The 22,901-nt window shown below is 42.4% G+C and carries 24 protein-coding genes; 12 read left to right on the top strand and 12 right to left on the bottom strand.

The features are described from left to right. Position 1: 1 nt before the first annotated feature. Positions 2-199, bottom strand: coding sequence for a hypothetical protein (locus B9N89_RS26570; RefSeq protein ID WP_132324509.1), 198 nt, complete (start codon positions 197-199; stop codon positions 2-4). 222 nt (positions 200-421) lie between these two features. On the opposite strand from B9N89_RS26570, the gene B9N89_RS26565 reads away from it, so the two are divergent. Continuing rightward, positions 422-814 carry a response regulator gene (locus B9N89_RS26565; RefSeq protein ID WP_132324507.1) on the top strand — a complete coding sequence of 131 codons (393 nt, stop codon included), beginning with the start codon at positions 422-424 and terminating at the stop codon, positions 812-814. A gap of 96 nt (positions 815-910) precedes the next feature. On the opposite strand, the gene B9N89_RS26560 is transcribed toward B9N89_RS26565, so the two are convergent. From B9N89_RS26560 to B9N89_RS26550, 3 genes are all read right to left on the bottom strand, one after another. Further along, positions 911-2,707, bottom strand: a complete 1,797-nt coding sequence (locus B9N89_RS26560) for an alkaline phosphatase D family protein (protein WP_159455658.1) — start codon at positions 2,705-2,707, stop codon at positions 911-913. Positions 2,708-3,170: 463 nt separating this feature from the next. Continuing rightward, positions 3,171-5,795, bottom strand: a complete 2,625-nt coding sequence (locus B9N89_RS26555; protein ID WP_132324503.1) for a PAS domain-containing hybrid sensor histidine kinase/response regulator — start codon at positions 5,793-5,795, stop codon at positions 3,171-3,173. A 187-nt stretch (positions 5,796-5,982) separates the two neighbouring features. Next, the gene (locus B9N89_RS26550) at positions 5,983-6,528 is read right to left on the bottom strand and encodes a hypothetical protein (protein ID WP_132324501.1); all 546 of its coding nucleotides are present in this window, start codon (positions 6,526-6,528) and stop codon (positions 5,983-5,985) included. Between the two features lie 475 nt (positions 6,529-7,003). Here B9N89_RS26550 and B9N89_RS26545 point away from each other — a divergent pair, with 475 nt between their 5' ends. The 6 genes from B9N89_RS26545 to B9N89_RS26520 all read left to right on the top strand — a co-directional run bounded on the left by B9N89_RS26545 (position 7,004) and on the right by B9N89_RS26520 (position 11,411). After that, positions 7,004-7,369 (top strand): hypothetical protein, encoded by a 366-nt coding sequence (locus B9N89_RS26545; RefSeq protein WP_132324499.1) that lies wholly within the window; start codon positions 7,004-7,006, stop codon positions 7,367-7,369. 561 nt (positions 7,370-7,930) lie between these two features. Continuing rightward, positions 7,931-8,614 (top strand): hypothetical protein, encoded by a 684-nt coding sequence (locus B9N89_RS26540; protein WP_132324497.1) that lies wholly within the window; start codon positions 7,931-7,933, stop codon positions 8,612-8,614. After that, a complete protein-coding gene (locus tag B9N89_RS26535; RefSeq protein ID WP_132324495.1) occupies positions 8,611-9,591 on the top strand; it encodes a YcaO-like family protein in 981 nt (326 codons plus the stop codon). Before B9N89_RS26540 ends, B9N89_RS26535 begins: the two co-directional genes overlap by 4 nt. Positions 9,592-9,717: 126 nt before the next feature. Then, positions 9,718-10,149 (top strand): response regulator, encoded by a 432-nt coding sequence (locus B9N89_RS26530; protein WP_159455657.1) that lies wholly within the window; start codon positions 9,718-9,720, stop codon positions 10,147-10,149. Between the two features lie 268 nt (positions 10,150-10,417). Further along, entirely contained in the window at positions 10,418-10,717 is a 300-nt protein-coding gene (locus B9N89_RS26525; RefSeq protein WP_159455656.1) for a helix-turn-helix domain-containing protein, read from the top strand. 19 nt (positions 10,718-10,736) lie between these two features. Beyond that, a complete protein-coding gene (locus B9N89_RS26520; RefSeq protein ID WP_132324489.1) occupies positions 10,737-11,411 on the top strand; it encodes a hypothetical protein in 675 nt (224 codons plus the stop codon). Here the strand turns inward: B9N89_RS26520 and B9N89_RS26515 are convergent. Genes B9N89_RS26515 through B9N89_RS26505 form a run of 3 tightly spaced genes read right to left on the bottom strand, consistent with a single transcriptional unit; the run spans position 11,405 to position 13,765 of the window. Next, entirely contained in the window at positions 11,405-12,388 is a 984-nt protein-coding gene (locus B9N89_RS26515) for a fatty acid desaturase family protein (protein WP_159455655.1), read from the bottom strand. The genes B9N89_RS26520 and B9N89_RS26515 overlap by 7 nt on opposite strands. A gap of 29 nt (positions 12,389-12,417) precedes the next feature. Next, positions 12,418-13,068, bottom strand: coding sequence for an iron-containing redox enzyme family protein (locus B9N89_RS26510; RefSeq protein ID WP_132324485.1), 651 nt, complete (start codon positions 13,066-13,068; stop codon positions 12,418-12,420). Next, the gene (locus tag B9N89_RS26505) at positions 13,022-13,765 is read right to left on the bottom strand and encodes a hypothetical protein (protein ID WP_132324483.1); all 744 of its coding nucleotides are present in this window, start codon (positions 13,763-13,765) and stop codon (positions 13,022-13,024) included. Before B9N89_RS26505 ends, B9N89_RS26510 begins: the two co-directional genes overlap by 47 nt. Positions 13,766-14,122: 357 nt before the next feature. On the opposite strand from B9N89_RS26505, the gene B9N89_RS26500 reads away from it, so the two are divergent. Continuing rightward, the gene (locus B9N89_RS26500) at positions 14,123-14,539 is read left to right on the top strand and encodes a hypothetical protein (RefSeq protein ID WP_132324481.1); all 417 of its coding nucleotides are present in this window, start codon (positions 14,123-14,125) and stop codon (positions 14,537-14,539) included. Positions 14,540-14,621: 82 nt separating this feature from the next. Here B9N89_RS26500 and B9N89_RS26495 read toward each other — a convergent pair whose 3' ends face one another. Beyond that, positions 14,622-14,987, bottom strand: coding sequence for a hypothetical protein (locus B9N89_RS26495; RefSeq protein ID WP_132324479.1), 366 nt, complete (start codon positions 14,985-14,987; stop codon positions 14,622-14,624). 324 nt (positions 14,988-15,311) lie between these two features. Between B9N89_RS26495 and B9N89_RS26490 the strand changes: the two genes are divergently transcribed. From B9N89_RS26490 to B9N89_RS26480, 3 genes are all read left to right on the top strand, one after another. Next, positions 15,312-15,926 (top strand): hypothetical protein, encoded by a 615-nt coding sequence (locus tag B9N89_RS26490; RefSeq protein ID WP_132324477.1) that lies wholly within the window; start codon positions 15,312-15,314, stop codon positions 15,924-15,926. A gap of 187 nt (positions 15,927-16,113) precedes the next feature. Next, positions 16,114-16,659, top strand: coding sequence for an MOSC domain-containing protein (locus tag B9N89_RS26485; RefSeq protein WP_132324475.1), 546 nt, complete (start codon positions 16,114-16,116; stop codon positions 16,657-16,659). A 309-nt stretch (positions 16,660-16,968) separates the two neighbouring features. Then, a complete protein-coding gene (locus B9N89_RS26480) occupies positions 16,969-17,682 on the top strand; it encodes a hypothetical protein (RefSeq protein ID WP_132324473.1) in 714 nt (237 codons plus the stop codon). A gap of 84 nt (positions 17,683-17,766) precedes the next feature. Here the strand turns inward: B9N89_RS26480 and B9N89_RS26475 are convergent, their stop codons facing one another. Genes B9N89_RS26475 through B9N89_RS26460 form a run of 4 tightly spaced genes read right to left on the bottom strand, consistent with a single transcriptional unit; the run spans position 17,767 to position 21,613 of the window. Further along, entirely contained in the window at positions 17,767-18,441 is a 675-nt protein-coding gene (locus B9N89_RS26475) for a hypothetical protein (RefSeq protein WP_132324471.1), read from the bottom strand. Next, a complete protein-coding gene (locus B9N89_RS26470) occupies positions 18,431-20,383 on the bottom strand; it encodes a caspase family protein (protein WP_132324469.1) in 1,953 nt (650 codons plus the stop codon). Before B9N89_RS26470 ends, B9N89_RS26475 begins: the two co-directional genes overlap by 11 nt. Next, entirely contained in the window at positions 20,380-21,141 is a 762-nt protein-coding gene (locus tag B9N89_RS26465) for a hypothetical protein (RefSeq protein WP_132324467.1), read from the bottom strand. The genes B9N89_RS26470 and B9N89_RS26465 overlap by 4 nt, the downstream gene beginning before the upstream one ends. Position 21,142: 1 nt before the next feature. Next, positions 21,143-21,613 (bottom strand): RNA polymerase sigma factor, encoded by a 471-nt coding sequence (locus tag B9N89_RS26460; RefSeq protein WP_159455654.1) that lies wholly within the window; start codon positions 21,611-21,613, stop codon positions 21,143-21,145. Between the two features lie 281 nt (positions 21,614-21,894). Here B9N89_RS26460 and B9N89_RS26455 point away from each other — a divergent pair, with 281 nt between their 5' ends. Next, positions 21,895-22,860 (top strand): hypothetical protein, encoded by a 966-nt coding sequence (locus tag B9N89_RS26455; protein ID WP_143478278.1) that lies wholly within the window; start codon positions 21,895-21,897, stop codon positions 22,858-22,860. Positions 22,861-22,901 lie beyond the last annotated feature (41 nt).

Raw genomic sequence — 22,901 nt, 5'->3', positions numbered from 1 at the left:
TTCAGCGATAGGGTCTCTGATGATGAAAATTGACGCTTTCATCTTGAGATGCGTACTGGATGGAATCAACCCAGTCCTTAGTGTACTCAATCTCAGCACGAATAGATCCCTGATCTAATTGGCTAGAATCTTCGATCCAAATGCCAGATAAAAACGATATAGTCGCACAGGCAATAATCAGCAAACGAAAAATTTTCATAGGTAGTCCTCCATCATCTTGACTCTTTTCGGACAGGGCTCCTCCGAAGGAAACGAAGCTTTGCTAGTGCCTAGTCAAGAATTCAAATTGACTAGGCACTAGTTGCACGAATACAAAAGCCTATTTGGATCTATTCCTTAGGTAAACACAATGTGTTAAAGTAAGGGGGTGGGCTATTCTATTCTAGTGCATTAATTTTATGAAGAAAATCAGGGGCAAGCGGTGATTAGGCAATGTTTAGTGATCGATGATGACTTCGAAATTACGGCTCTTATTTGTGATATTTTGTCGGAACACAACTTTATTGCTCAGGGAGTTTCTAGTGCTCGTGAAGCATTAGAGTTGGGAACTTACCGACTATCAGAATTTGATATCATTTTTAGTGATCTCAAGATGCCTCAAATGGATGGTTTCGAATTTGTGGCTCAAGTGAAAGATATGGGAATTTCTACACCAATCATCGCTGTCACTGGTCTTCCTGATAAGGGGCATGATTTATTCTATGCAAACGATGGAAAGAAGCGTGATCTGCCTCATCATATTATCTCAAAGCCTTTTACAGAGTTGGATATTCGTACAGTAGCAAAGCTACTTGAACAGATGAAATCAGCCTAGGATCGTCGTAAAAGCCTTTCATGAGAGCCTACCGGCTTAACGATGGCACTGTATTCAGCGCCAATTTAGTCGCCTTCCTCTAGAAGTTCATAATAATTATAAAATCTTAGCATCGACCTCCGATGCTGGAGATCGAGTTACCCAAGGCACATGTCTTACTTTCTGTAAGTGATGAACAATTTGAGCTTCTGAGTGAGGGATATTTTTATCGAATGTAAGTCCCAACCATTCCATATGATAGCGACGGAACCGGAACATTGAGTAGCCGTGGTCTTTACTGTTGAAACGTTTGATATGCGGATTTTGAACCCGAATGAGTGCTTCAGCAGTATACCGTAAGCCCTGGGAAAGAACGCGGTTGTCATTACAGATTGCAGCGAGCACCTGATCGTTAAGTCCAGCGGAGGTGATGGAGCTGGTCATAAATTCGGCGCCCACATGGTTACTCCAGTTAAATGGAGATAGATCGTCATGGTCGAGTTTCAAGTGAGAGGCGATATAGGTGTGAAGGTCTCCAGTGAGAACAATATGGTTATTGTGTCCCTGATCTTGCATCACGTGAATCAGCTCGCGACGTTCCGCCTCGTAGCCATCCCAAGCATCAACGTTGATAGGAACCGCGCCTTTTGGCGACTGGAGCCCTAAGCGACCCATAAAAGTTTGGTTGCCGATCACTGGCCAAACAGAATCGTTGTCATTAAGTCGATTAAACAGCCAGTATTTTTGCTCTTCCCCTAGCATCGTGCGGCCATATTCTTTGTAGCTGTCACAACGGAGTTTAGGAAGGTAACGTCCTCCAATGGTTTCTAGTCCACAAGGTGGTGCGGAGCGATAGCTTCTGGTATCGATCATATTTAGGTTCACCAGATCACCGAATTCGAAGGATCGATACAGTTTGAGATTGGTAAAGGGGTTTAAGTCATTAGGATCAAAGTCAACTTGCGCAGGAACATACTCGGTCCAAGCTTTCTGTGAACCCAAGCGTAGCTTGACGCTAGCTTCTAATCGATCGTTCTCGCTAGTAAGTGATTGTATCGGATGATCGGGCATGACAGGAGTGTCACTCTCATAGTCCCAGAAAAAGTCATTGGCTGTTTCATGGTCGTCAGGAACCATGATCCAGGTGTGTGCAGCCATGGCTTCTTGAAGGTCTATATCTTTGCGATAGTGGCGATAAATTTCGCGATAATCGTCGAGAGTTTCAGCGATAAGGCTTCCCGTGGAGAGTTGAAACTGTCGTTCAGCTAGAGCGCCATTTTGAAAGCTAGTGTCGCCAGTTGTTTCATAAATAAAGTCTCCAAGGTGAACCACAAAATCAACTTCCTGGTTGTGTGCTAGGTGTCGATAGGCACTGTAAAAGCCGTTACCAAAGTCTTGACAGGATGCAGAGGCCAAATTCAGCTCGCTAAAGCTCTGATTTTTTTCAGGTAATGTCCGACATCGTCCGATCGGTGAGTAGCTCTGATCATAGGAAAACCTGTAGTAGTATGTTGAAACTGGATCCAAGCAGCCCTCTAATACTAACTTGATCGTATAGTCGTCTCGGTTCGTGATTTTTTCTGCTGAGATCTGGCCCTCACACACACGACTAGATACATGAAAATCCGGGCTATGACTCACTTCAAAAAAAAGGGATGCACCATCCCGTATCATCTCAGGGTTAATTCTTGTCCAGAGGAGAACTCCTGTGGGACTTGGATCTCCTGAAGCAATTCCGCAGCTGAATATCATAGCGCTTTTAGCACTCGGGAATTGATAGCCTAACCACTGGGATCGCTCATAGGATTTTTTAGGTTTTTTGAAAAACCAAGCTTGGGCTGGGCTTGCCATACTTAACGTAATGGGTGTCGCAGCTGTAGCTGTCTTTAAAAAAGCACGACGTGAAAATTTCATAGGGGATTGTCCTTCTCTTTGCATGTTCCTGCGAGGCTGCGCACTTCTAGCAAGGAGCGATGTAGATTAGAAAAAGAAACTATAAAGACTAGATTCGTATTGAGTAAATTTAAGGATTCTATTGGTCTGATGAGCCATTGCTTGGGCTCAGCATGGTCATAGCCCATCACCTATTGCGGTAAACGTTAAGTGATGGAAACTCATGATATATCCCTAATTAAATGAGCCAGCTGTGATCATTTCATAGAGAGCATCCATTTCTTTTGGAGTTATCTTAGACTGCTCTTCCAGGGATTCCGTGATGCCTTTTGCTGCTATAAAAATACCAGGATCAAGCACACTTATTTTTGTGCTCTTGCACCTCAGCAACCTCGCATGGCCGGAATAGTTTGAACAGCCTGAGCACCATTGAAGGCTCTGGCCACCACATGACAACCGAGACTGTATGCTTTCGAAACAGTGCTTATGAAGCCTTCTGATGCTCTGCACTTTGGATATGGGTAAGTAATTCAAGAAGCGACTTTTTTTTCAGAGGCTTCGATATCACGCGATTCATCCCAGAGGCTAGGCAGTGATCAATATCCTCCTGCATGACGCTCGCTGTGAGTGCAACTATCATTATGTCCGATAAAGGTTGACCATGGGCGCGTATCATTTTCGTGGCTTGATAGCCATCCATTTCAGGCATATGGCAATCCATGAGAACTAAGTCATAGCTTGGATTGGCAAAGAGTTCGTCAACAGCTTCGCGTCCATTTTGGACGATTTTGGGTGAAATACCCAGTTTTTTGAGCATTCCTTCCACTACTATCTGATTGGTTAAATTGTCTTCTGCTACTAGAATCTTCAGATTCGAAGAAATATTTTGGATTGCCTTTGGCTCACCTATGACTTCTTTCTGACCTTTTATAACGGGAAGCTCCAGAATAAACGTACTACCCTTATGCATCTCGCTTTCGACTCTAAGGGAACCATCCATAAGCTCTGCAAGTGATTTGGATATGGAAAGGCCAAGTCCAGTGCCACCGAAGCGCCTAGTGGTAGAGGAGTCCGCTTGTTCAAATGGCATAAAAAGCTTGTTTACCTGTTTGACAGACATTCCAATACCGGTATCGCGGACTTCCACGCGAAGAGTACTGGCTTCGTCTTGCCATACGATTTCCGCGAAGAGCTCGACGTAACCCTTACTCGTAAATTTAATAGCATTGGATACGAGGTTGCCAACAATTTGTTGGAAGCGGATAGAATCGACTATTAGGTAAGTCTCATCAGGAATTCTATTGGACAGTTTCACAGAGAGGCCTTTGCGTGATGCGTTGGCACCGTATAGCTCTATGACTTGATCGAGAAGTTCCTTCATGTTGCAGGAGACTGGTTCGATACTAATCTTCTTAGCCTCGATCTTAGAAAAGTCGAGAATGTCATTGATCACTGCAAGAAGTGTATCGCCACTGGAGAGGATCGTTTCAAGCACTTTTGTCTGCTCAGGTTGGTCTTGAACCTGATCGAGCAAGAGTTCACACATGCCAATGACGCCATTGAGAGGTGTCCTGATCTCGTGACTCATGTTGGCGAGGAATGCTGATCTCGCAGCAAGAGCTTGTTCAGCAACTCTTCGAGCTTCTTGGAGCTGGGACTCTCTCTGGCGACGTTCCGAGATGTCGATCAATGAGGCAACAACACCAATGAGTGATCCATTTCGATCATAATCTGGAATTAATTGAATGTGAAGAGTACGAGTGATGTCGTTCTCATAGGTCAGTGTTAGTTCGTAGTCTGTACCTTTCCCTTCAAATGCTTCTCTTAAATGACCTTCTACTTTTGTATAGATTTCAGGGCCAAGAAGTCGTTCGATATTCCTTCCGAGAATCTCTTTCGTGCTTAAGCCACGCCAAGAACAGTAGGTTTGATTAGCAAAAATTATGTTCTGGTCTAAATCTATCTTCATGATGCCAAGAGGAAGGATATCGGTTATCTTTTGAAGCACCTGTTCGCTGTGTTCTAGATCAGCTTTGGCCTCCAAAAGTCGTTGTTGATTTAATTTTTCATCAGTGACATCCCAATTCACACCTAGGGCTCGGACAGGTTGCCCTTGTTCATAGAAAATATCAGCTAATGCCCGTATATAGCGAATTGAGCCATCGGAGTGCTTAATTCTAAATTCGTGTTCAAAGCGGCCGGTAGTATCTATTGCTTTTTTGAAGGCTATAGAATTCTTTTCGCGATCGTCCTCTACAAGTGATTCGTACCATTGCTCGAAGTTATTCTTGCTATCTTGCCATTCTAAATCATAGATCTCATACATAGTTTCGTCCCAATGCAGAATATTCTTCTCAAGATTCATATCCCAGACACCAATTTTAGATGCCAGAAGAGCGAGGTTCTGACGTTCATTGAGAGTTTTGATTTCTTGATCTTGGCGTTTTAGAAAATCAATATCTTGAAAGGTTCCTTCCAGCCGGGATAGTTTTCCATCGTCAAAAATAGCCCGTCCAATTGCGTGAACCCATTTCTCCAGGCCAGTTGGTGTTACTATTTTGGCCTCAACGTCCCATGGCTCTCCAGTCTCAATGCCCTTCTCAACGCATCTCTGAATCATTTCCCTGTATTCAGGAGCATAAAAGTCGATGGCTTTATCAATGGCAATGGGAGCGCCTTCTTCGATTTCATGAATACGGTAGGTGATCGGGCTCCAGACCACGATATTTTTGCTGACATCGACGGTCCAAGTTCCTGTCTGAGTGATATCTAGGACTGAGCTAATGAGTTCTGGTGAGTGTAGGGTTTCCTTTGGGTCTGAAAATCGGACCATAATCAAATCACCACGAATGCTTCTTCTAAATTCGAGAAGCATGGTATGCTTCTGACCCGAAGAAAGTGGCAAGTGAGAGTATAGTTGAGTCTTGCGTTGGGTTTGCTCTGCTAAGAACTGATTTATTCCGCTATGGCAAGCAACTGGTAGGATATCGAATACGCTAGAATTGTCAGGCAAGGGTTTCTTTAGTGCCGCTAGCGATTCCACCATATCGTGGTCGATCGATATGATGTGTCCCTTACTATCGAGTACACATTGGAATGACAAAGACATAAAAAACTCCTCGTACCTTCAGTCTTCGGCAGATCTACCCAAGTTTCAACAATTGATTCAGGAGCGGTTTGGTAGCGAAGAACTTTCGTCGGGCATGAATCCTCTAAAGACCTGCAATTATGAAGGATATTCAGGAGCTAATATGCAAATATCAGCTCTTGAATACCGAAGAGTTCGAAGAAAAGGATCAAGTAATCAGTATTTCTAGAAGGGTGACAAATATATCGATGATATCAGCCTGGTTACCCTCCATAATGGCTTTTACTAAGTCATTTATATTACTTATGATATTAGGTACATCATTGAAGTCTACCTTAAAGATAGCCGCAAAATCCGCGATATTTTGGGCATTGGCGATGATCCCAGCAACATTCCTCTCTTGAATCGCTTGGACCAAATTTATAGTTCGACCCACAAGATCGATAATTTCAGCATTCGACAAAGCACCGTTTTGGGCATCAGCCATTTTTTGAGCTTCTTCCGTGAGTAGCTCTTCCATGGTTAATGTGGGCTCTTCGTCCCCGATTGTTGGGTCGGTGATCGTTTGGTCCTCAAGCAGCACTTCGATCTCGTCAGCTTTGAGCAAGCCTTCGTTGGAAGTAGTTGGGGAAGCAGGCACTTGCTCTTGAGTTTCGCCAGGTTGCTCATCATTCGTGCTGCTTGGGGTTCCCGGGCCTTGGGCGCAGGAAATTGTCATGGATACTAGGGCTAAGCTTAATAGTTTGCATCTCAAAGTCTCACTCCTCTATGTTCTTGTCAGTATGACAAGTATTTGCTTCAGGCCTAGGGTTGCAAAATATTGCCCTAGGATTTTGTCTATTGAATATGGCGATTTATTCGATTCAAGATAGGCTTTGCTTTCAACATAGCGACTTTGAGTAGAAACATTGATCGGCTGTAATTTGCAGATATAAAAAGATAAATTCAGCTTAGGAAATTTTAGACACTGGAGTTTAGTGATTTGAACAATATAGTTTGTGGTAAGTGCCAATGATAGTTTAGAAACTTTATAATCGTTGGGAACTTGATAGGAGCATTCTGAACGGTACGTTTAAGAGATTGTATGGATTCGAAGCAATCTCCTCGCCAAAGAAGAGAGCTGCTCTTCTCGTGTCAGAACTATCGTAGTAATTGATCCGATCTCAAAACCAAATTACTGACGTATAATGCAAGTTTTTCAAATGAAATTTAGACTTTGGAGATTTTCTATGAGATGGATCCTACTGTTAGCCTCGGCCCTGATATCGGTTCAAGCGTACGCTTCGTGTCCCTTCGGCCAAGAGGATATTTTGGTCCCAAGCATTACTCTTGCACCCTATACAGATGTTATTGTGGATCAAACGGGAGAATTTGAAGTTGAGCAAGCCGGTCGAGAGCTTGTTTTAAGGCATGTAGGTTTGTCGCAAAATGTAAGATTTGCATCATTGGTCTCAATTTTTAGAACTCTTAAAGTGGTTCTTCAAGATGATGTCCAATACTGCGTGAATAGTGCTGTAGCGCTTCCAGGTAGGATCATCTTCAGTGGCGGGGATCTTACCATCATCTCTCGTGTTGGCAATGTCAGACAACAGTGATTTTTTATATAGAGCTGGCGAGGCCAGCTCTATAGTGTCTTAGAATGAGATTGTAGCGAACTTCTTTTTCATATCAGAATCCTTTCATAATTGATTGATACAATGCAGCTTTGCCAAAAAATATTGGGCTAAAGATAGGCATTGATTTGGTCTTACTGTATTCAGGCATAACCTAAAAATGTTGAGTCGTCGACTAAATAATATCAGCATATCCATTAACATCTGTAGAGTTGCGGTTTGTAAGTATTGAAGGGAGCAAAACCTATGATACTTCGTTAGTCTAAAAAATACTCGTCACTGTACAACATTTACTGTCTCCTCGAATACTTTTAACCAAGTCTTGTCTCATAGACTGTACTCCCCTTAGTAGTCGCTTCCTTTTGTGCTATATTGATTTTTTCAGCGACCTGAGTTAGAGAATCTATAAGACAATAGTAAAAAATAGTGTTTTGTTCAAAGTTGTACATCTATCGTTGAACAAGCTTGCCTTGTTTACACTAGAGAAAAGCTTTCAATGAAACACATTCAAAGATCTTTACTCATCTCATTAGGGAGTGTTGTATGGTTTTGCATCAACACGTGGAATCGGTCTATCATGATATGAAATTGAATAACCGCTTTTACGCAAAGATATTTAAAGAAGCAGTTGATGTTGATTATCTTTCAATATGGACCACAGGAATTCTCGCGCTGGTGCAGCATACTCCTTTGCATCTCAATCTTGCTAGAAAAATTTCACAGGAACGAAACCTGAACGAACTTGAGAGGTATTTTGCAAACAAGATTCCTGAAGAGCAGGGTCACGATGAATGGGCTATAAGGGATTTGGATCTTCAAAGGAGTTACAAACCTCAGCTATCTATCGAAGAATTGCCTGTTCTGCCAGAGATGCATTGTATGATCCGATTTATTGAAAATACCATTCGAGCCGATCCTAAAATGTATTTGGCCTATATATTCTTTGCAGAGTATATGACAGTCCTCTCGACACCGGATCTGATAGAGGGATTAGAGAGTAACTCAGGAATCTCTGGAAAAGCAATTTCGATTCTTGGCAATCATGCGGATCTAGATAAGGAACATGTTTCACACTGGACAAGTGAGGTGAGTGATATCATCGATTTTGAGAAGGATAAAGATTCGCTAATAGGAGTGATAGATCAGGCAGCGAAACTCTATATCACCTTCTGTAATGCAATCTTTGATTATCGCGAAAAAGTCTTTATTAAGGAGGCCAGAGGGTGAGTCGATTCGTTCTTCCAGGCTGGGAAATTGAGCCAGTATTTAGCCAAGTCATTACTATAGAAAAACTTAATATAGATGCTTATGGAGTTATCGGGAGGCATTCCCTGTATGGAGAGGCTTATGGATCATCTGCAGACATTGGCATTGGTATTGGTGTAGATAAAGCCTGGTATGAATTTTTAGAGCGGGCTTGCACCTTAGAAAGAATTTACCCAGATAAGTTGGAGCAAGAGGCATCGAAATGCCGCAATAGTGGGTTGTTTTGTGATCAATATGAAGGGGCGGTTTTATCGAAGTCCAACGGTGTGGCGATTCATAAGACCATAGAGGAGGCTCAGTATGCGGCAGCATTGGAGCTAATTGAGCGTCATTCGATATTAGAGTCATGGTGTGGCAATGCACCTCCACCAAAAAGAGTTGAACGAAACCTAACATATGGACCTGAGATCTCTAAGACATACAATCATTCAATCTATAGCTTTGCATCTATGAATCATGACTCAATTGGAAGCATTGATGTGGCAATGGTTGTTCTCACGCCTCTACGAAAAGAGAGTCCATTTTGTTATGGCTTTGGAGCAGGTGGGGATTTAGATCAGGCAATAACGAAAGCTGAGTCCGAGGCGCTGCAACGGTTGGCATTTTTATGGGAGGAGGATATTCCTCAAACCTCGCCAACAAATATTGAAGCAAGCGCAAGTTTCCATCAGGAATTCTATCTTTGTCCGGAAAATTGGACTCATTTTGAAGCTTGGTTAAAGGGCCATTTTATGGTTGTGGATCGCAGCTTGATTCCTCCTAGTCGGCTGAGTCATATTGAATTTGCAAATATAACGACTCCGTCAGCGAGCGAACTAGGTTATTATGTAGTGAAGGCAATCTCGGACGAACTGCAACCACTTTTTTTCGGAAAGCCCCCGCAGACAGCACCTTGGAGCAATATCCAAGCCGAGCAGACGATCCATCCCATTGCATAACCGACTCTCAAATTGACTAAATAATTTCTGTTTTGATGATTTTTTTGTGGGACTCTGAGACCATCCTAATGGTCTCAAGGATCTTAAAATCACCAACCTCATGATTGCCAGATTGAGGAGCAGAAAGTGTTTAAGGTACTTCTTGTAGAAGATAATACAGATCTCTGCGAACTAACCGAATATCTACTGGTTGAGGAAGGAATTGCAGTTGACTCCTTCGATTCTGCTCAAGAAGCCCTTGTTTTCGCGTCGTCACAGACGGGCCTCTATGACTTTTGCATCTTCAACTATCTAATGCCAGGTATGACCGGTCTCGATCTCTACCAGAGACTTGTGGCCAAAGGTCTAACTGCCAAGTGTTTGCTGTGCACCGGTCTATATATAGACATTGAAAACGAGTATATGCAGGTATCAGGCAAAGTTGAACTCTATCGCAAGCCATTTGACGTATATACCCTTGTCCATAGAATTATGTCAAATCTTGAAGTGGTGGATAACAAACGAGCCCAGCCTGTATCCCAATACCAATCTATGGGACGAATTGCTTCGATTACCTAGGCTAACGGGCCTTTGTAGAAGATGGAAGCGCTTACCACACCTCCCACCTATTGTCATCGTGATATAGTAATCACATCAGCTTCATTTACAAAAGTTTACCGGTCTCAAGGACAAGAACTCATACCTAATATTTTGATACTATGTATAATGACTAGAGGAATTCTATAGAGTTTTGTATATGGTGCAGGGTGGTCAATGATTTTCCCTCGGATCGAACTTGAATATGCTTGAAATCAGAAATCAAGCTAGTATATGTTTTTGGGGCACTATGAATGATATAAGTAATCAAGAAAATCTGATTCGAAAGAATACTATAGGGCAACTTATCGAGTCCCATAGGCGCAAGAATGGAATCACTCAGAAGTATTTGTCAGAATCCCTTGGGTATGCTTCCAACCAGATCGTCAGTAACTGGGAGAGAGGCTTATCTCAACCACCAGTAGATCTATTGCCCAAGCTTGCAACGATCCTGAAAATCGACCGAAATACCTTGTTCGATGTGATTATGGATTGTCAGCATGGTATTCTTGAATTGAAAAAACGTCGGATTAAGATTGCGCTCCAGTAGTGATGGAGGTGAATCATCAATGAAATTTAGATGTGTCAAGGCTGGAGCAAGTCAGGCTCTCGTAGAGAAGATGAAGGTTCTAGTGTGCTCATTGTCTGAAAATGCTCAGCGAATTGGCATCGAAATCCAACCTTACCGAGCCGATTCATTAACTCACTTTGCCAGTCTACCCATCGAAGAGCAAGAGAGAGTCTACAATAATTTTTGGTCATATTACGAAATCTTAGCTAGTTCTTGCGAGATGGATATTTCGTTAGAGGACGATAAACAGATGTTTTGGTGGGCACTAAAAAAATTAGATCTCAGGCCATGTTCGGGCTTCTTAGAGCATGTGGAGCATGAGGATATCATAGAGATATATGATGCCAATGGAGTGCAAATATATCGTAATTTGAATTTTTTCAGGATCTGTAGCTATTCCCTTGACGAGCTTTTGAGCGCAAGTTGGTTCGACCTATTCGAGCGAAATGAAGACGAAAGCATGGCTCTCTATGGCAAATCTGAAGAAATTTTTCAGGGTAAACATCGCCACGCATTTTACTTGGATTTTGACCACGAGATTCGAGAAACTTACTCCGAAAAACGCAATACCATTCTAGTGAAGCACAAGTATATGGCGCCTTTACTCGATGAATTTCGACAGCCAGCAGCCTTGGTCATTACGTCTGGCCTCATTCAAGTCAAAAGTCAGTAAACTTCGTTGAGAACTGCTTTGCCCTTTAAAATATCTGTCAATAGACTATTCTTGCCAAAATTGCTGTAGCTATCATTGATGTGGGCGTGATTTCGATAGTCTGCAAAACTTCTAAAGTGCTGATGGAGCTTGGGTAGATTGTAGAATGGCACCGCAGCGACCAAGTGATGATCAAGGTGGTAGTTGACATGATGGGGGGCAAAGAAAAAAGCTTCAAGTCTAGGCGGAATAATCGTTCGAGATTGAGTGAAAATGGAGTTTTGCCCCAAGCCGAAATGCTCAGCTATGCTCCTAACTCGATTTAGTAAAGGTAGGAGATAGGCATAGGGAATAAGCCAGAAGATGGTAAATTCGAAGAACAGGTCAAAGTAAAGTAGCATAGCAAGAGCTGAGGTATAATAGGCTGCGGCAAAGGCTATCTTGGCAGTGCGATAGGGTTTACTCACTTTATTCAAGCCTAGAATAAAGAAGCAAACCTCAACAAAGCCATAACCAAGAATGTATTTCCCAAGATTCTTCGAAAAATTCAGAGTCGTCTGTGGAAATTGCCACTCTGAGCGGGCTATCTTGCGAACCCAATCTGGATCGCGATCCGTATTCAGAAACTGATGATGCGATCTGTGATGATTTCGATATGATTCGGTACGGACGAAAAGTGGAAACGCACAGAAAACGTTGCTAATAGTATCGTTGATGAAGAGCTTAGAATGAATGAGCTTGTGAGCTCCCTCGTGTGTAAGAACAAAGAGAGCATGTTGTCGTGATGCTATGAGAAGAATGGCAATAATATAGCCAAGCAGATGATCTATGTAGCTTGCTAAGCCTGCACTAACTAGTATGACAACCCAATCAAACAAAATCGCTTGGAAAGATCTTCTCGGCTTAAGCTTCGAAAGCGCTGCGATTTCACCTGCAAATCGGCGGTTGATGCGGCGAGCGGCACAGTTTTGAATAGCTTGTTTCTGACTCTCAATCACGTCGTACTCTCCTATTTCAAAGTCAAGATTTAAGCTTTAGCGTTTGCACCATGAGATCTGCTGATAATTTTTTGGAGGATGGCATTGAAAAGAATACTACATTGGGAAAAGTTATCTCCAATCATTGTGATTTCATCGTCATTTAGCTTGTCAAAGAATGCTACTGCAGATTGGATATGTTCGATATCCTCTGAAGAGTGAACTTTGAGAAAGGTCGCTGCTTTTTTACCGTGGGCATCAACAACACGATTATAGATGTAATCACCATCTTCGATGGCAAACCCTTCAAGATTGAGTACCCAGCCGAACAAACCAATGGGATTCTTATTCTGAATCCAATAGAAAAGGTTCTGATAGAAGACGGAGGTTTCGGGGAACTCTTGGATGTCATCGATTGATTTTCCTAAGGTTCTGAGGTCATTGATCAAAAGTATTTCATGGCCTTTTTCTTCCCGTGCATGATCTAAGAAACGATAGTGAAGGGCCGTTTTATCATGATCAAAACAAGCACTGGCTAGAGCGAGGATTCTAGTCGAGCGTTTTGCATAGAAATAGGATTGGCCCAGATACTGAGAATACGCCTCCACGGATTCCCAAGGATATTGTTTCACAATGCTAGTGAGGCGGTCGTGCTCAAACTTGTACTGTTCTTGAAGGGGTGACGGCAATGTTAAGCTCATGAGAAATCCTTTTGTCTTGAAATTTATATTGATTGCCTTTGGTATAAAGGCTGTGAACAATGGAGGCTAAGGGGTCTGAAGGTGGTGACGAAAGCTTGTTGTTGAAATAAACAATGTCACATTCATAGTTGCACTTGGGGATTGTTTTATTGGTCTTATGGAATCCAGCACGAATAGCTATCTTTGTTACGCCAATGTCTTTACGGGTGGTTCCGAGAACAAAGTCCATATCCCATTGCCGAGACTCCAGCACCGAGAGTCTGATAAGCGTTTCACCAAGAGAGATGCCGGGATAGAGCTTTCGAAATTTTGGACAGACAGTTAGATACTCGATTGTAGAAAATCTTTTACCAGAAAAAATCTCGGCGTCATTTTCAAGGGCTTTGAAAACCCCTCTCACATAAGCAGCATCTTTATGAAGAGCGTTTGATCCATCGAATAGTGTGAGGAAGTTGAAGCCAATAATGTCGTCATTGTGTCTTAGAACAAGGCATCGATTCTGCCGGAAAAGATCATCTGGATTGAGTGACTCCATGCTCCCAGACTGAGCAAAGACATCGTGCCAGACATCTTTCCAAAGGCAATAGACTTGATTGATAAGTGAGGTAGCTTCTGGGAAATAGCTATTAATATCAATAATATCAGAGCGTAGTTGACCAGCCCTGATATCATCTTGAATTTGAGTCTCGATCGTCACGATGCATACCTCACCGTATTAAGAAAAGGGTATTCGCAAATAAGAGAATTACTTACCCGTAAAATTTACATGGCCTGGTATTTTATGGTTAGTGCAATGATTGCCTATTCGAGAGACTTGCTAAGGCACGGTGGTGGATGAGATCATAATGTTTCGGTTGGGGAAGCTGCATTGATGAGGCCCTGCCTCGTCGGACGATACTGTTCAACACAAAAACAAGATTTTTAGAGTAAAAAGTTCAATCATAGCTAGTAGCAGTGCTAGCGATGGTCTCATAAATTCATGGAGTAGAGACCAACGCTAGACTTCTATTTTGGTTTAAGCTATTAGGAATGCGATGCACTGGAGGACGCTAGATTGAAGAATATAATTGAAAGCCCATTTCTAGAATTCCTAGATGAGGCCCAGCAAAAGAAGATTGAAGCCATGATGATCGATGAACTGTCAAAGAAATTCGAAACCTATGGTTATAAGCTCGTTCCAATTAAGAAGAAGAAGAAGCCGACCAAGCAAGAGGTTACGATCACTCACCACAAACCGAAAAATAAAAGCAAATCGCGGAGCGGTATTGCTTATGGGGGCAAAAGCTATCGCTCTCTAAAGAAAGCCTGCGAGGAGCTAGGGCTTAACTACGTCAGTGTGAGTTACTATAAGCGCAAGGGTGAGCCGATTGAAGATATTCTCGATCGTATGCTCGCAAAGGACGGGACTGGTTCTTCCAAGCCGAAGTTTGTGAAGCGCCGCCGCGGAGAACTATTCTCCTTGAATAGCTAGTGTTATTCCTGAGAAGAGCTTGGGTAAGCTCTTCTCATAATCTTCATGATTCGATACCATTCCAGCCAAGTTTGTCACCAGATTAGGGACAGCTATTGGCAACGCTTGCGGTAGACTCTAATGAGCTCTCATTATAGGCAGTTAGATGTAGATTTTGTCTGCGTTTAACATTGTAAGTTCGAGGAGATAGTTCGCCGCAGACAGATTGAGAGCGAGGGATAAACTGAATTTTACACCGCCCCTTGTTTTCACCTTTGCAGCGGAAATTCTTAGACTCGCCTGCTCCTAATTGAAAATCCTGTGCAGCAAAAGCACGCACCGAGTCTTTTCCATTGTAGACACATACATTAACTCGTTGATTTGTACAGTTTGTGACTGTGCCACGGCTGGTTGCAAATGCGGATGATGCAAACATAAGCCCTAAAATGATCGTTCCTTTTACCAACATCTCTTTTCCTCATTTGTGATTAGATTCTGTTATTAGGGCTTTGCCCTTGGGATGTCTAAGTTATAAGAGAGGATTCTGATTTACAAAATAGGGGAGTTGGAAACATAGAATTTCCATTCAGAAACAATTCTCCTAAAGCTTCTAAGACCGCCAATGTTCCCTTAAATGCAACCGATCTAGCAGGTCTTTCGTTTCTTAACTTACTAAAAATAAAGAGTTTTCTAAATGCCATATTTACGAAAATTAAGTCTCTAATCATATCCATTTTCGCTATGTATTTCGGGTTTGGTGTTTGCAATGGATGTTCAAATTTAAGGAAATGAAATGACTTTATTTTCAAATGCGACAGGGTTTGTCGGAAAGCTAATGGGAATCTTGATCCTAATCACTTTGTCTTCTAACTCCTACGGAGAAACGTGGTCTCAAAGCTTTGGTTTAGATCCCTATCATTCGCTTGAAGTTGATAGTGGGATTCTTGATTACGTGGTGACAGGGGTAGGAGTGCGAGCCGAGGGAGGAAGAATCACCACTCTACGGATTCAAGGGCGAGAAATTCTGGAGAACGGAGAGTTAGGTCCTAGGAGAATGTTCTACTTTGGACGAAGTCCACAACACGCTCTTGAGGTGTGGTATGAAGCAGGTCCTTACCAAGTGATCACGGGGCTAGGTTTTAGAGCCGTTCCTGGCAATGTTACGACGATGGATGTGGAAGTGTCACAGTATTTCGATGACTCGATGGAAGTTGAGTATCTCAAGAGAGTCAGAGTTGGCAGAGACCCAAACCATTCGCTAGAAGTATATGCTTCAACACTAGATACCACCAGCGACCCAAGGAAAACAGTTCTATCAGGGCTTGGCTTGCGGGAATATAATGGAAAATATGACGACGATGAAGCTCTATTTTCGATCGTTGGATTAGTCTCAGATGATCCTCTTTGAGGATTGCTTCATGTGTTGAAACTTGATCGGCTTGTTAATAATTCACATGTTTTTAACAGGCCGTTGCCCCGTCTGCTTCCTAAATAATTTCTGTAATCACCGCTCATCTATAACTTAAAGAGTTTTTGCAATAATGTAGCCCCTAGTATTCTAAACTGTAGACCCTTGGCTATAGAGAGAAGATGAAATGAAAGAAGCCCGAGTCATTGGACTTCATGTAAGCAAAACCCATAGCTTTAGCAAGTTCTCTATTGATCAAGCCAATCTTATTGAAGGGATCGGAATCGAAGGGGACTGTCATGCAGGAGTGACCGTGCAGCATCGATCGAGAGTCGCACAGGATCCTACTCAGGTAAATCTCCGCCAAGTTCATCTGATTCATGGTGAGCTGTTTGATGAACTTCGCGATGCTGGATTTCAAATTAGTCCTGGAGATATGGGCGAAAACATCACCACTGATAGTATAAACCTGCTCGACTTGCCCCGAGGCACGAAACTCAAAATAGGCCTTACAGTAGTCTTGGAAATCACTGGCCTAAGAAATCCTTGCAAACAACTAGATAATTTTAAATCTGGTTTGATGAAGGAGCTTATATATAAAAATGATGCAGGTGAAATCGTGCGAAAGGCTGGAATTATGGCGATCGTGTTGAATGGTGGAAAAATTGTTAAGGGAGATTCAATTGAAGTTGAGCTTCCCCCATTGCCTCATGAGAAGCTTGAACGAGTATAGATACAGAGATTCAAAGTGGGGATGACAAATAGGGAGTTGAAAGGGGAGGAGTATTCACCCTGCATGAGTCCAGGTCTCAAGACGCACAAACATGTCGTAGAGAAGGGCCGTAAATACCTTTAATACTAAAGAGACATAGTATTAATTAGCGATTACGAACTCCACGGGGAGTACAATTTGAAGAAAATTCGTCAAACGACGCCTGAGGTGTACATCAATCAATCAGCCTCAGCATTTTTTTGTATTCAAGCCTTATGATTGGCCTTAGGTTTCATGCAGCATCTAATACTAACTTACGGAGTTAAAGCTATGAAACCAGTATCTCTCGTTTTTTTTTGTATGTTCTCAGTATCAAGTTTAGGATTTTCTAGTGATATCATTACACTTCCTAACTACGAACTCCTTTCTTGGACTCCTCACTTTTCTGATCTTCCAGGTGAATGCGTTGATAGTGATGGACTTCCCGTAGAAATTGAACGCTTAAATCCAGATACGAGTTGTGATACCTTCGAGCTAGACTACACTATGGAAAACCAAATGTTGGTGATGGAAAGTCACAATCGTAGCGATGACGTTTGGATGGGGCTATCGCGATGGTATGGCGGACTTAATGCTCATCAAAGCTATGAAATGTGTCTTGATCTTACTTTCTTCTCTGATGCTAGGACGGGAGGTGTGGGCATTGGTGGCTCCCCAGATGCGGTTCATCTCAAATTTGGTGCTGCACATGGTGATCTGAAATTTGACTCTACTTTTTCAGGAACAGATACCATCTATTTTGATGACCAAGTCTTCGACAAAGGTAATCAAGCTAGTGTTGGAAGCGATGTCGTCTACCTCGGCCAAATCAGTACAGAAGTGTCTGATGGGTGCTTTAAAAACTTCTGTCCCAAGCAAGTTAGTGCCTGCATTCCTGTAGTTGCAGATGATGAAGGGCGAGTGAATGCTGTTCTTGGTAGCGACTCTGGCTTTGAAGGGGTAACCAAGCTTTTCTATAAAGAGATCGAAGTTAGCTTTCGGTAATATGATGAGGGATGGTTAGTAGCCATCTCTCAAATGAATGAGGAAGGAATACTTCAAACATCCATCTGTTTTTTACTCCTGCCACTAAAGTTGATAAGAAACGATAAGACGCAAAAGACGAAAGTTTAAGTAGTCAATAGCGTAGGAATGTTCCTGATCCAATTCGGTAATTTTAAGAGAAATATCATCGCTTAAAGTACGATGGGATGCCATCAGATTCGTCATGAGAGCTAGCCACTCAACCCCAAAACTCCAGTTCTCTCCCCATCGCCATTGGTGCCCCAAGCCTGATACTCCAAAGAGAGCCATACTAGCTATCGATGCTTTTTGATCAGCTCCCTGGTTCACGTCATAGTCAACAGTTATCTGCATATATGAAGCTAGAAGCCCACCTCGGGCGTAGAATCCTGATTTACTGAAGTGAGTTCCTTGGATTCCCAAAAAATGATGGGTAACATCATGGTAAATTTGAAACTCAGCAAACCCATTATCTGTACTTCGTCCTCCCCCTGAACCAGTATCGTATCGTGCCATGTACAGGTTGTAGCTATAAGTAAGGGAGAGACTATGACTATAGGGAACGCTATAATTTATAGCAAGGTCAACGGGAAGACTGCTTCTTAAGTGTATACCTGAGGGAACAAAACTTCCTCCCATCACTTCCACTTTTTGGGTGGATGGAGGCCGGATATTCTGGTCAAGGGCATAGCAATCAATGCATAGGATACTCAGACTTAACAAAACTCGGTTAAAGATCATAGCCAATCCCCAAATAGGTACCTAAAGCCTTTTCAACTTCAATAATAGATTTGCCTGTATGCCAAACTTCGATATCGCTTTGCACATCTTCGTGAGGAAATGTGAAACGGTCGTAGCTTATACCAAAGTTGTATCGTATCACTTTGCCTGCTATAGATAGACCAAACCGAGTGCGGTTGTTCTGTATATGTAGAATCATAATATTTCCTGGAATTTCTAAGTCTCGATAGCGAAGAAAACCAGTATCAAAAAGAAGATCTGCTTGATCGCCTATGGGTAATCGTAGCCCAAAAGAAATACCATACATAAGGTCTGATTGCACCTGCCCAATATGATAAGCTGTATAATAGTACTTGGCTCCTGTAACGAGGCTCATTCCTACAGCACCAAGGTAATCAAACCAAGTTTCTATGCGGCGAATCCCATTTCTAACGACAATTATAGGCGCTATGGAAATTCCTTGAACACTGTCAGAAATATTTACCAGCCCCAGTTGGAAACCCTTCACCTGGCCTCCAATATTGACGATTCCAATCTGCCCTCCATTCAGCTTCTTGGCCTCGTTCGTAATTCCTAACTGCCCACCCCAGACTGATTCACCCGAATTTAGGGGACCCAATTGGAGGCCGCTCAGAGAATTAGCATAATTGAAACCACCTGCTAACTGGACTCCTTGCAAATGATTGAAAATATATGTAAAGCCGGGTGATGCCATGAGGCCACGAAGATCTTCTCCGATAGAGCCAATGGGAGCTAAGGCTAAGCCTTCCACTCTTGGTGTGTAGCCTACAGTCAGAGCTAATGCTACATTTGCTTTCTGGTTATTTTCGAAGAGAATCGGATCTCTCTTCTGTGGCCACAAGCTAAGGGAGAAAGTGTCAACATGATAGAACTCAGGATAGAGCATATCATCACCTCTAGAAACTGCTTCCGATTTCTCGTGTCTCGTAAACTCCAGCTGATCGACTCTTTTTACAGCACCTTGAGCGAGGTCGATTTTTGCTACATAGTAGAAATTTCCTTGCTCATGAGTCAAAACGTATCGACCTGGTTCCAAGCTAATACGTCTACTTTTACTTTTGCCCGTATCAATTTCTGCCACCAATCCTACTTTTTGAGAGCGGATATAGAACCGACCTTGCTTTTCGCCGAAAACTAGTTGAGATGAAAGTCTTCGTAGGTCACTGAGGATTAAGTCTCCCTTGCCTGATAAGTTAAAATTGTAGGAGGGGTGCTGAACTCCAACACCAGACCCCATAGTTTTTTGTATAGTGTTCTGATATGCGTAGCGGTAGACTTCGTCTATTGAAATCTGACGATCAGAATTTAAGTCTGCTGCTCCACGCAAACCTGATACTAAGTAATGAGTGAAAAACGATCCTTTGATAGCCGCGGACTCTTGGGAATATTCGTCGGCAGAGCTGGATGTTATAATTGCAGACCCTTTAATTTCAGAGGAAAGATCCTTTAAATAGCTAGGTCTTCTTTGGCCTCCCTTAGTTGCTATAAGAGATCCAGAGGCGCAGGAGTCTAAAACTATTACTTTCACACGGCTACTCAAATCTCCTATCAATTTCTTTAATTTTTCGTAGGGTAAAAGTCTGTCTCTAAGAAGAAGGCCTTTTTGATTTGAATGACCCGAATAGTAAAAGAAAAATCGAGCATTCGGATGCTGTTTAAGTCGCTGCGAAAACCTCTCAATTGTATTCAGCAGTGAATCTAAGGAGGCATCTTCTAAGACTTCCAAATTCTCTTGCGAAACTCCCCCTAATTCCTGAAATACCTGTGCAACTTGCCAAGCATCCCTGTTCGCATAGCGAAGCTTTACGCGATCTGCTCCGCCATCATTTGCACCAACAAATAAGGAGAATCTTTCTTCTTCAGCAAAGCATTGACTGCTAATAGCCAAAAGACACCATAAAAGAAGGAATTGGAACCTCATGGAACTCCTTTTTGGAGACTAACTCGGACAATATTGTAACCCTCTGGGAACAGAATTTTTAGATTTTCAGGTAGCTGATCCATATGAGGCTTCATTTCAAAGGATTCTTTAACTTCTAGTAGAGAAAAAGGTTGATTGCTGCTTAAAAATATAAAAGTTTCGTGCCGAGGGGCATCATCCAATTCATAGGAAAAACCCAGTTTTACGGATTGCTTCTGAGCCAATAATCCCTTTTGGTCTATCTGGCTTGGGAAATGGAGTGTAAACATACCACTGCCATCGACCGAGAAAATCATGCCATACTTCCATCCTGCTGGGCTATAGGTTAATTCCAGAAGATCGCCAGGAGCGACTGAATCTCCGTGATGAAGCTCGACGACCTTTTCACCCTGCTTCCTAAATATTTGAAGGGCCGGTTCTCCTGACTTCAAAATAATATCTGGAAAGGGCTTTTGATCAGAAATTTGGGGAATGATAGTTAGTATTAGCAATGCAACAGCGGCTAAGCCTCCCAGGTAAAACCCAATTTTTGGTCGCTCTTGGGGTATTGAGTGTGAATTTGCCCGACTTAGTGCTGCTGGCATCACTAAATTTTGTTGGACATAGAGATTGCTTTGCTCGATCTCATCTAAGGCTAGCTTTATCGATCTATCCGATAAATTGGATTCAACGATGTGTTTCTGATAGTCTGTAGCTTCGTTCAAGGCATATTTTTCAATAAATAAGCGAGGGACGTTTCTTTTGTGGTTTACGCTCACCTTATACTCCTTTGTTCTGAGCTTCGCTCTTAAATTGTCGAAGTCTCTTGCGTACTCCAGATAGAGACATGTTCACTTCATCAGCCACTTCTTGAAGGGTAAGCCCGTCGACATAGTGCAAGGTAGCCATAACACGGGTAGAAACTGATGTTTCTCCCAAAACTCTTCTGGCTGTAAGCCGGATCAAGCCAAGTTCCTCAAAGTCTTCTCCGCAGGCAATACTCGTCAGGATATCCAAATCTGAAGTTTCCTTGAGCTTGCTATCCTTACGTATAATGTTGAGGCAGGTATGGGTCGCAGACTGGTAAAGGTAAGAGCTAGGTCCCTGCTCGTGCAACTGATTTTGCCGCTTGACAACTTTAATAAAGACCTCCTGCATAGCTTCCTCCGCTTTTTCAGGCTGCTTTAGCAACTCTAGGCATCGGCGATAAACCATTCCACTGTATTTTTCATACCAAGCAGCGATATCCATTTGAACCTTCAAGCAGTTCATTCAAATACAAACAAAAGAGAGGTTTCGACCTCCTATTTTCTAAACACATCTTAGAGGAGAAAGGGTTACTTTCCAATTTTAAAGGAGACGTGGCTTAATCTAAGTTATTGTAAATATTATATTAAATATTGGATTTCGGAGATAGATCAGTTGACAGGAGGAAAAAGTCAAATATTCGGTGACAGTTTTGTTGAGATCTTGTGTTTCAAGGGGTAGAGGGTCGAGAAGACCTAATTAAACACCTACTGGAGATAAGTAAAATGAAGTTGCCAATTCCTACTCGTAAATTGATCCATGCTCTAATAGCTCTAACTGTTTTTTCTGCCTGTGGCAAAGACGATGATGACTCTAAGAATGAAGCCGAGCTAACAACCCAAAAACTAGAGGGTTATTGGAGCACTGATCTTTGGTTCTACACAGTAAAAGAGCTTGCTGATCGGTTCCCAGTAGATAACTTGCCGATCTTTCACTTCGACGAGAAAAAGATGCATGTGCAAGCAACAGACAGCGGTTTGTCATGTTTAGAAGATCGAGAATACAATATTGTGGGTCGAGATTCAATTTATCTTGCTGCAAATGGCAATTGTGAAGAGCAAACCATTGTTTTCCAAAGGTTTGATGACAACCTTACGTTTGAAGTCAACGGAAAGTCGTACAGCCTAAGCCGATCATCCGATTCATTCGTGACGTTTCTTACTAGCAATCATGCTGAGAGTAAAGATGAAATTAATAATCATTTCAAAGGGTTTTACATCGATCCTATCAGCGAGGAACAATTTAAAGTATTAGTTTCCGAAATGCAACCTCAGCTAAAAGGTCTCATGATTTCTGTACCGAACGGTCTTGATGACTCCCAGGAAACATTAAAATTTGGTAGCGACGACCAAGTCACTTGCCATTTATCTGGTATAGAAAGTTTGGAGTCTGATACTCAGGAGTATATCCAGAAGGTTCACTTCAGAGCCATCGCTGCCCCTGTAAATAACTGGTCAGCGAATCTTGTAAACCCAGATTACCTGAAGGAGATTGGTGCTTCTGAAGAGGAAGTTCAGAGCCTACTAGCACGAGATATTGCGGGAAGTTACGATACCAACACGCGAACTAATATACTGGAACTTGAATCGAAAACGTTCACTTTAAGGTGCAGTACGGGAATGGATAGCACTCCTCTAACTGTCACTTCTATCAAGGAAGTTCTTGCCAAAGGTGTATCATTAAGCCAGTAATAGTGGTCTTGCAAGTATGGCATCATACTTGCTTTTCCGTT

The sequence above is a fragment of the Pseudobacteriovorax antillogorgiicola genome (assembly GCF_900177345.1).
Classification (GTDB): domain Bacteria; phylum Bdellovibrionota_B; class Oligoflexia; order Oligoflexales; family Oligoflexaceae; genus Pseudobacteriovorax; species Pseudobacteriovorax antillogorgiicola.
This window is presented reverse-complemented; position numbering and strand designations above follow the sequence as displayed.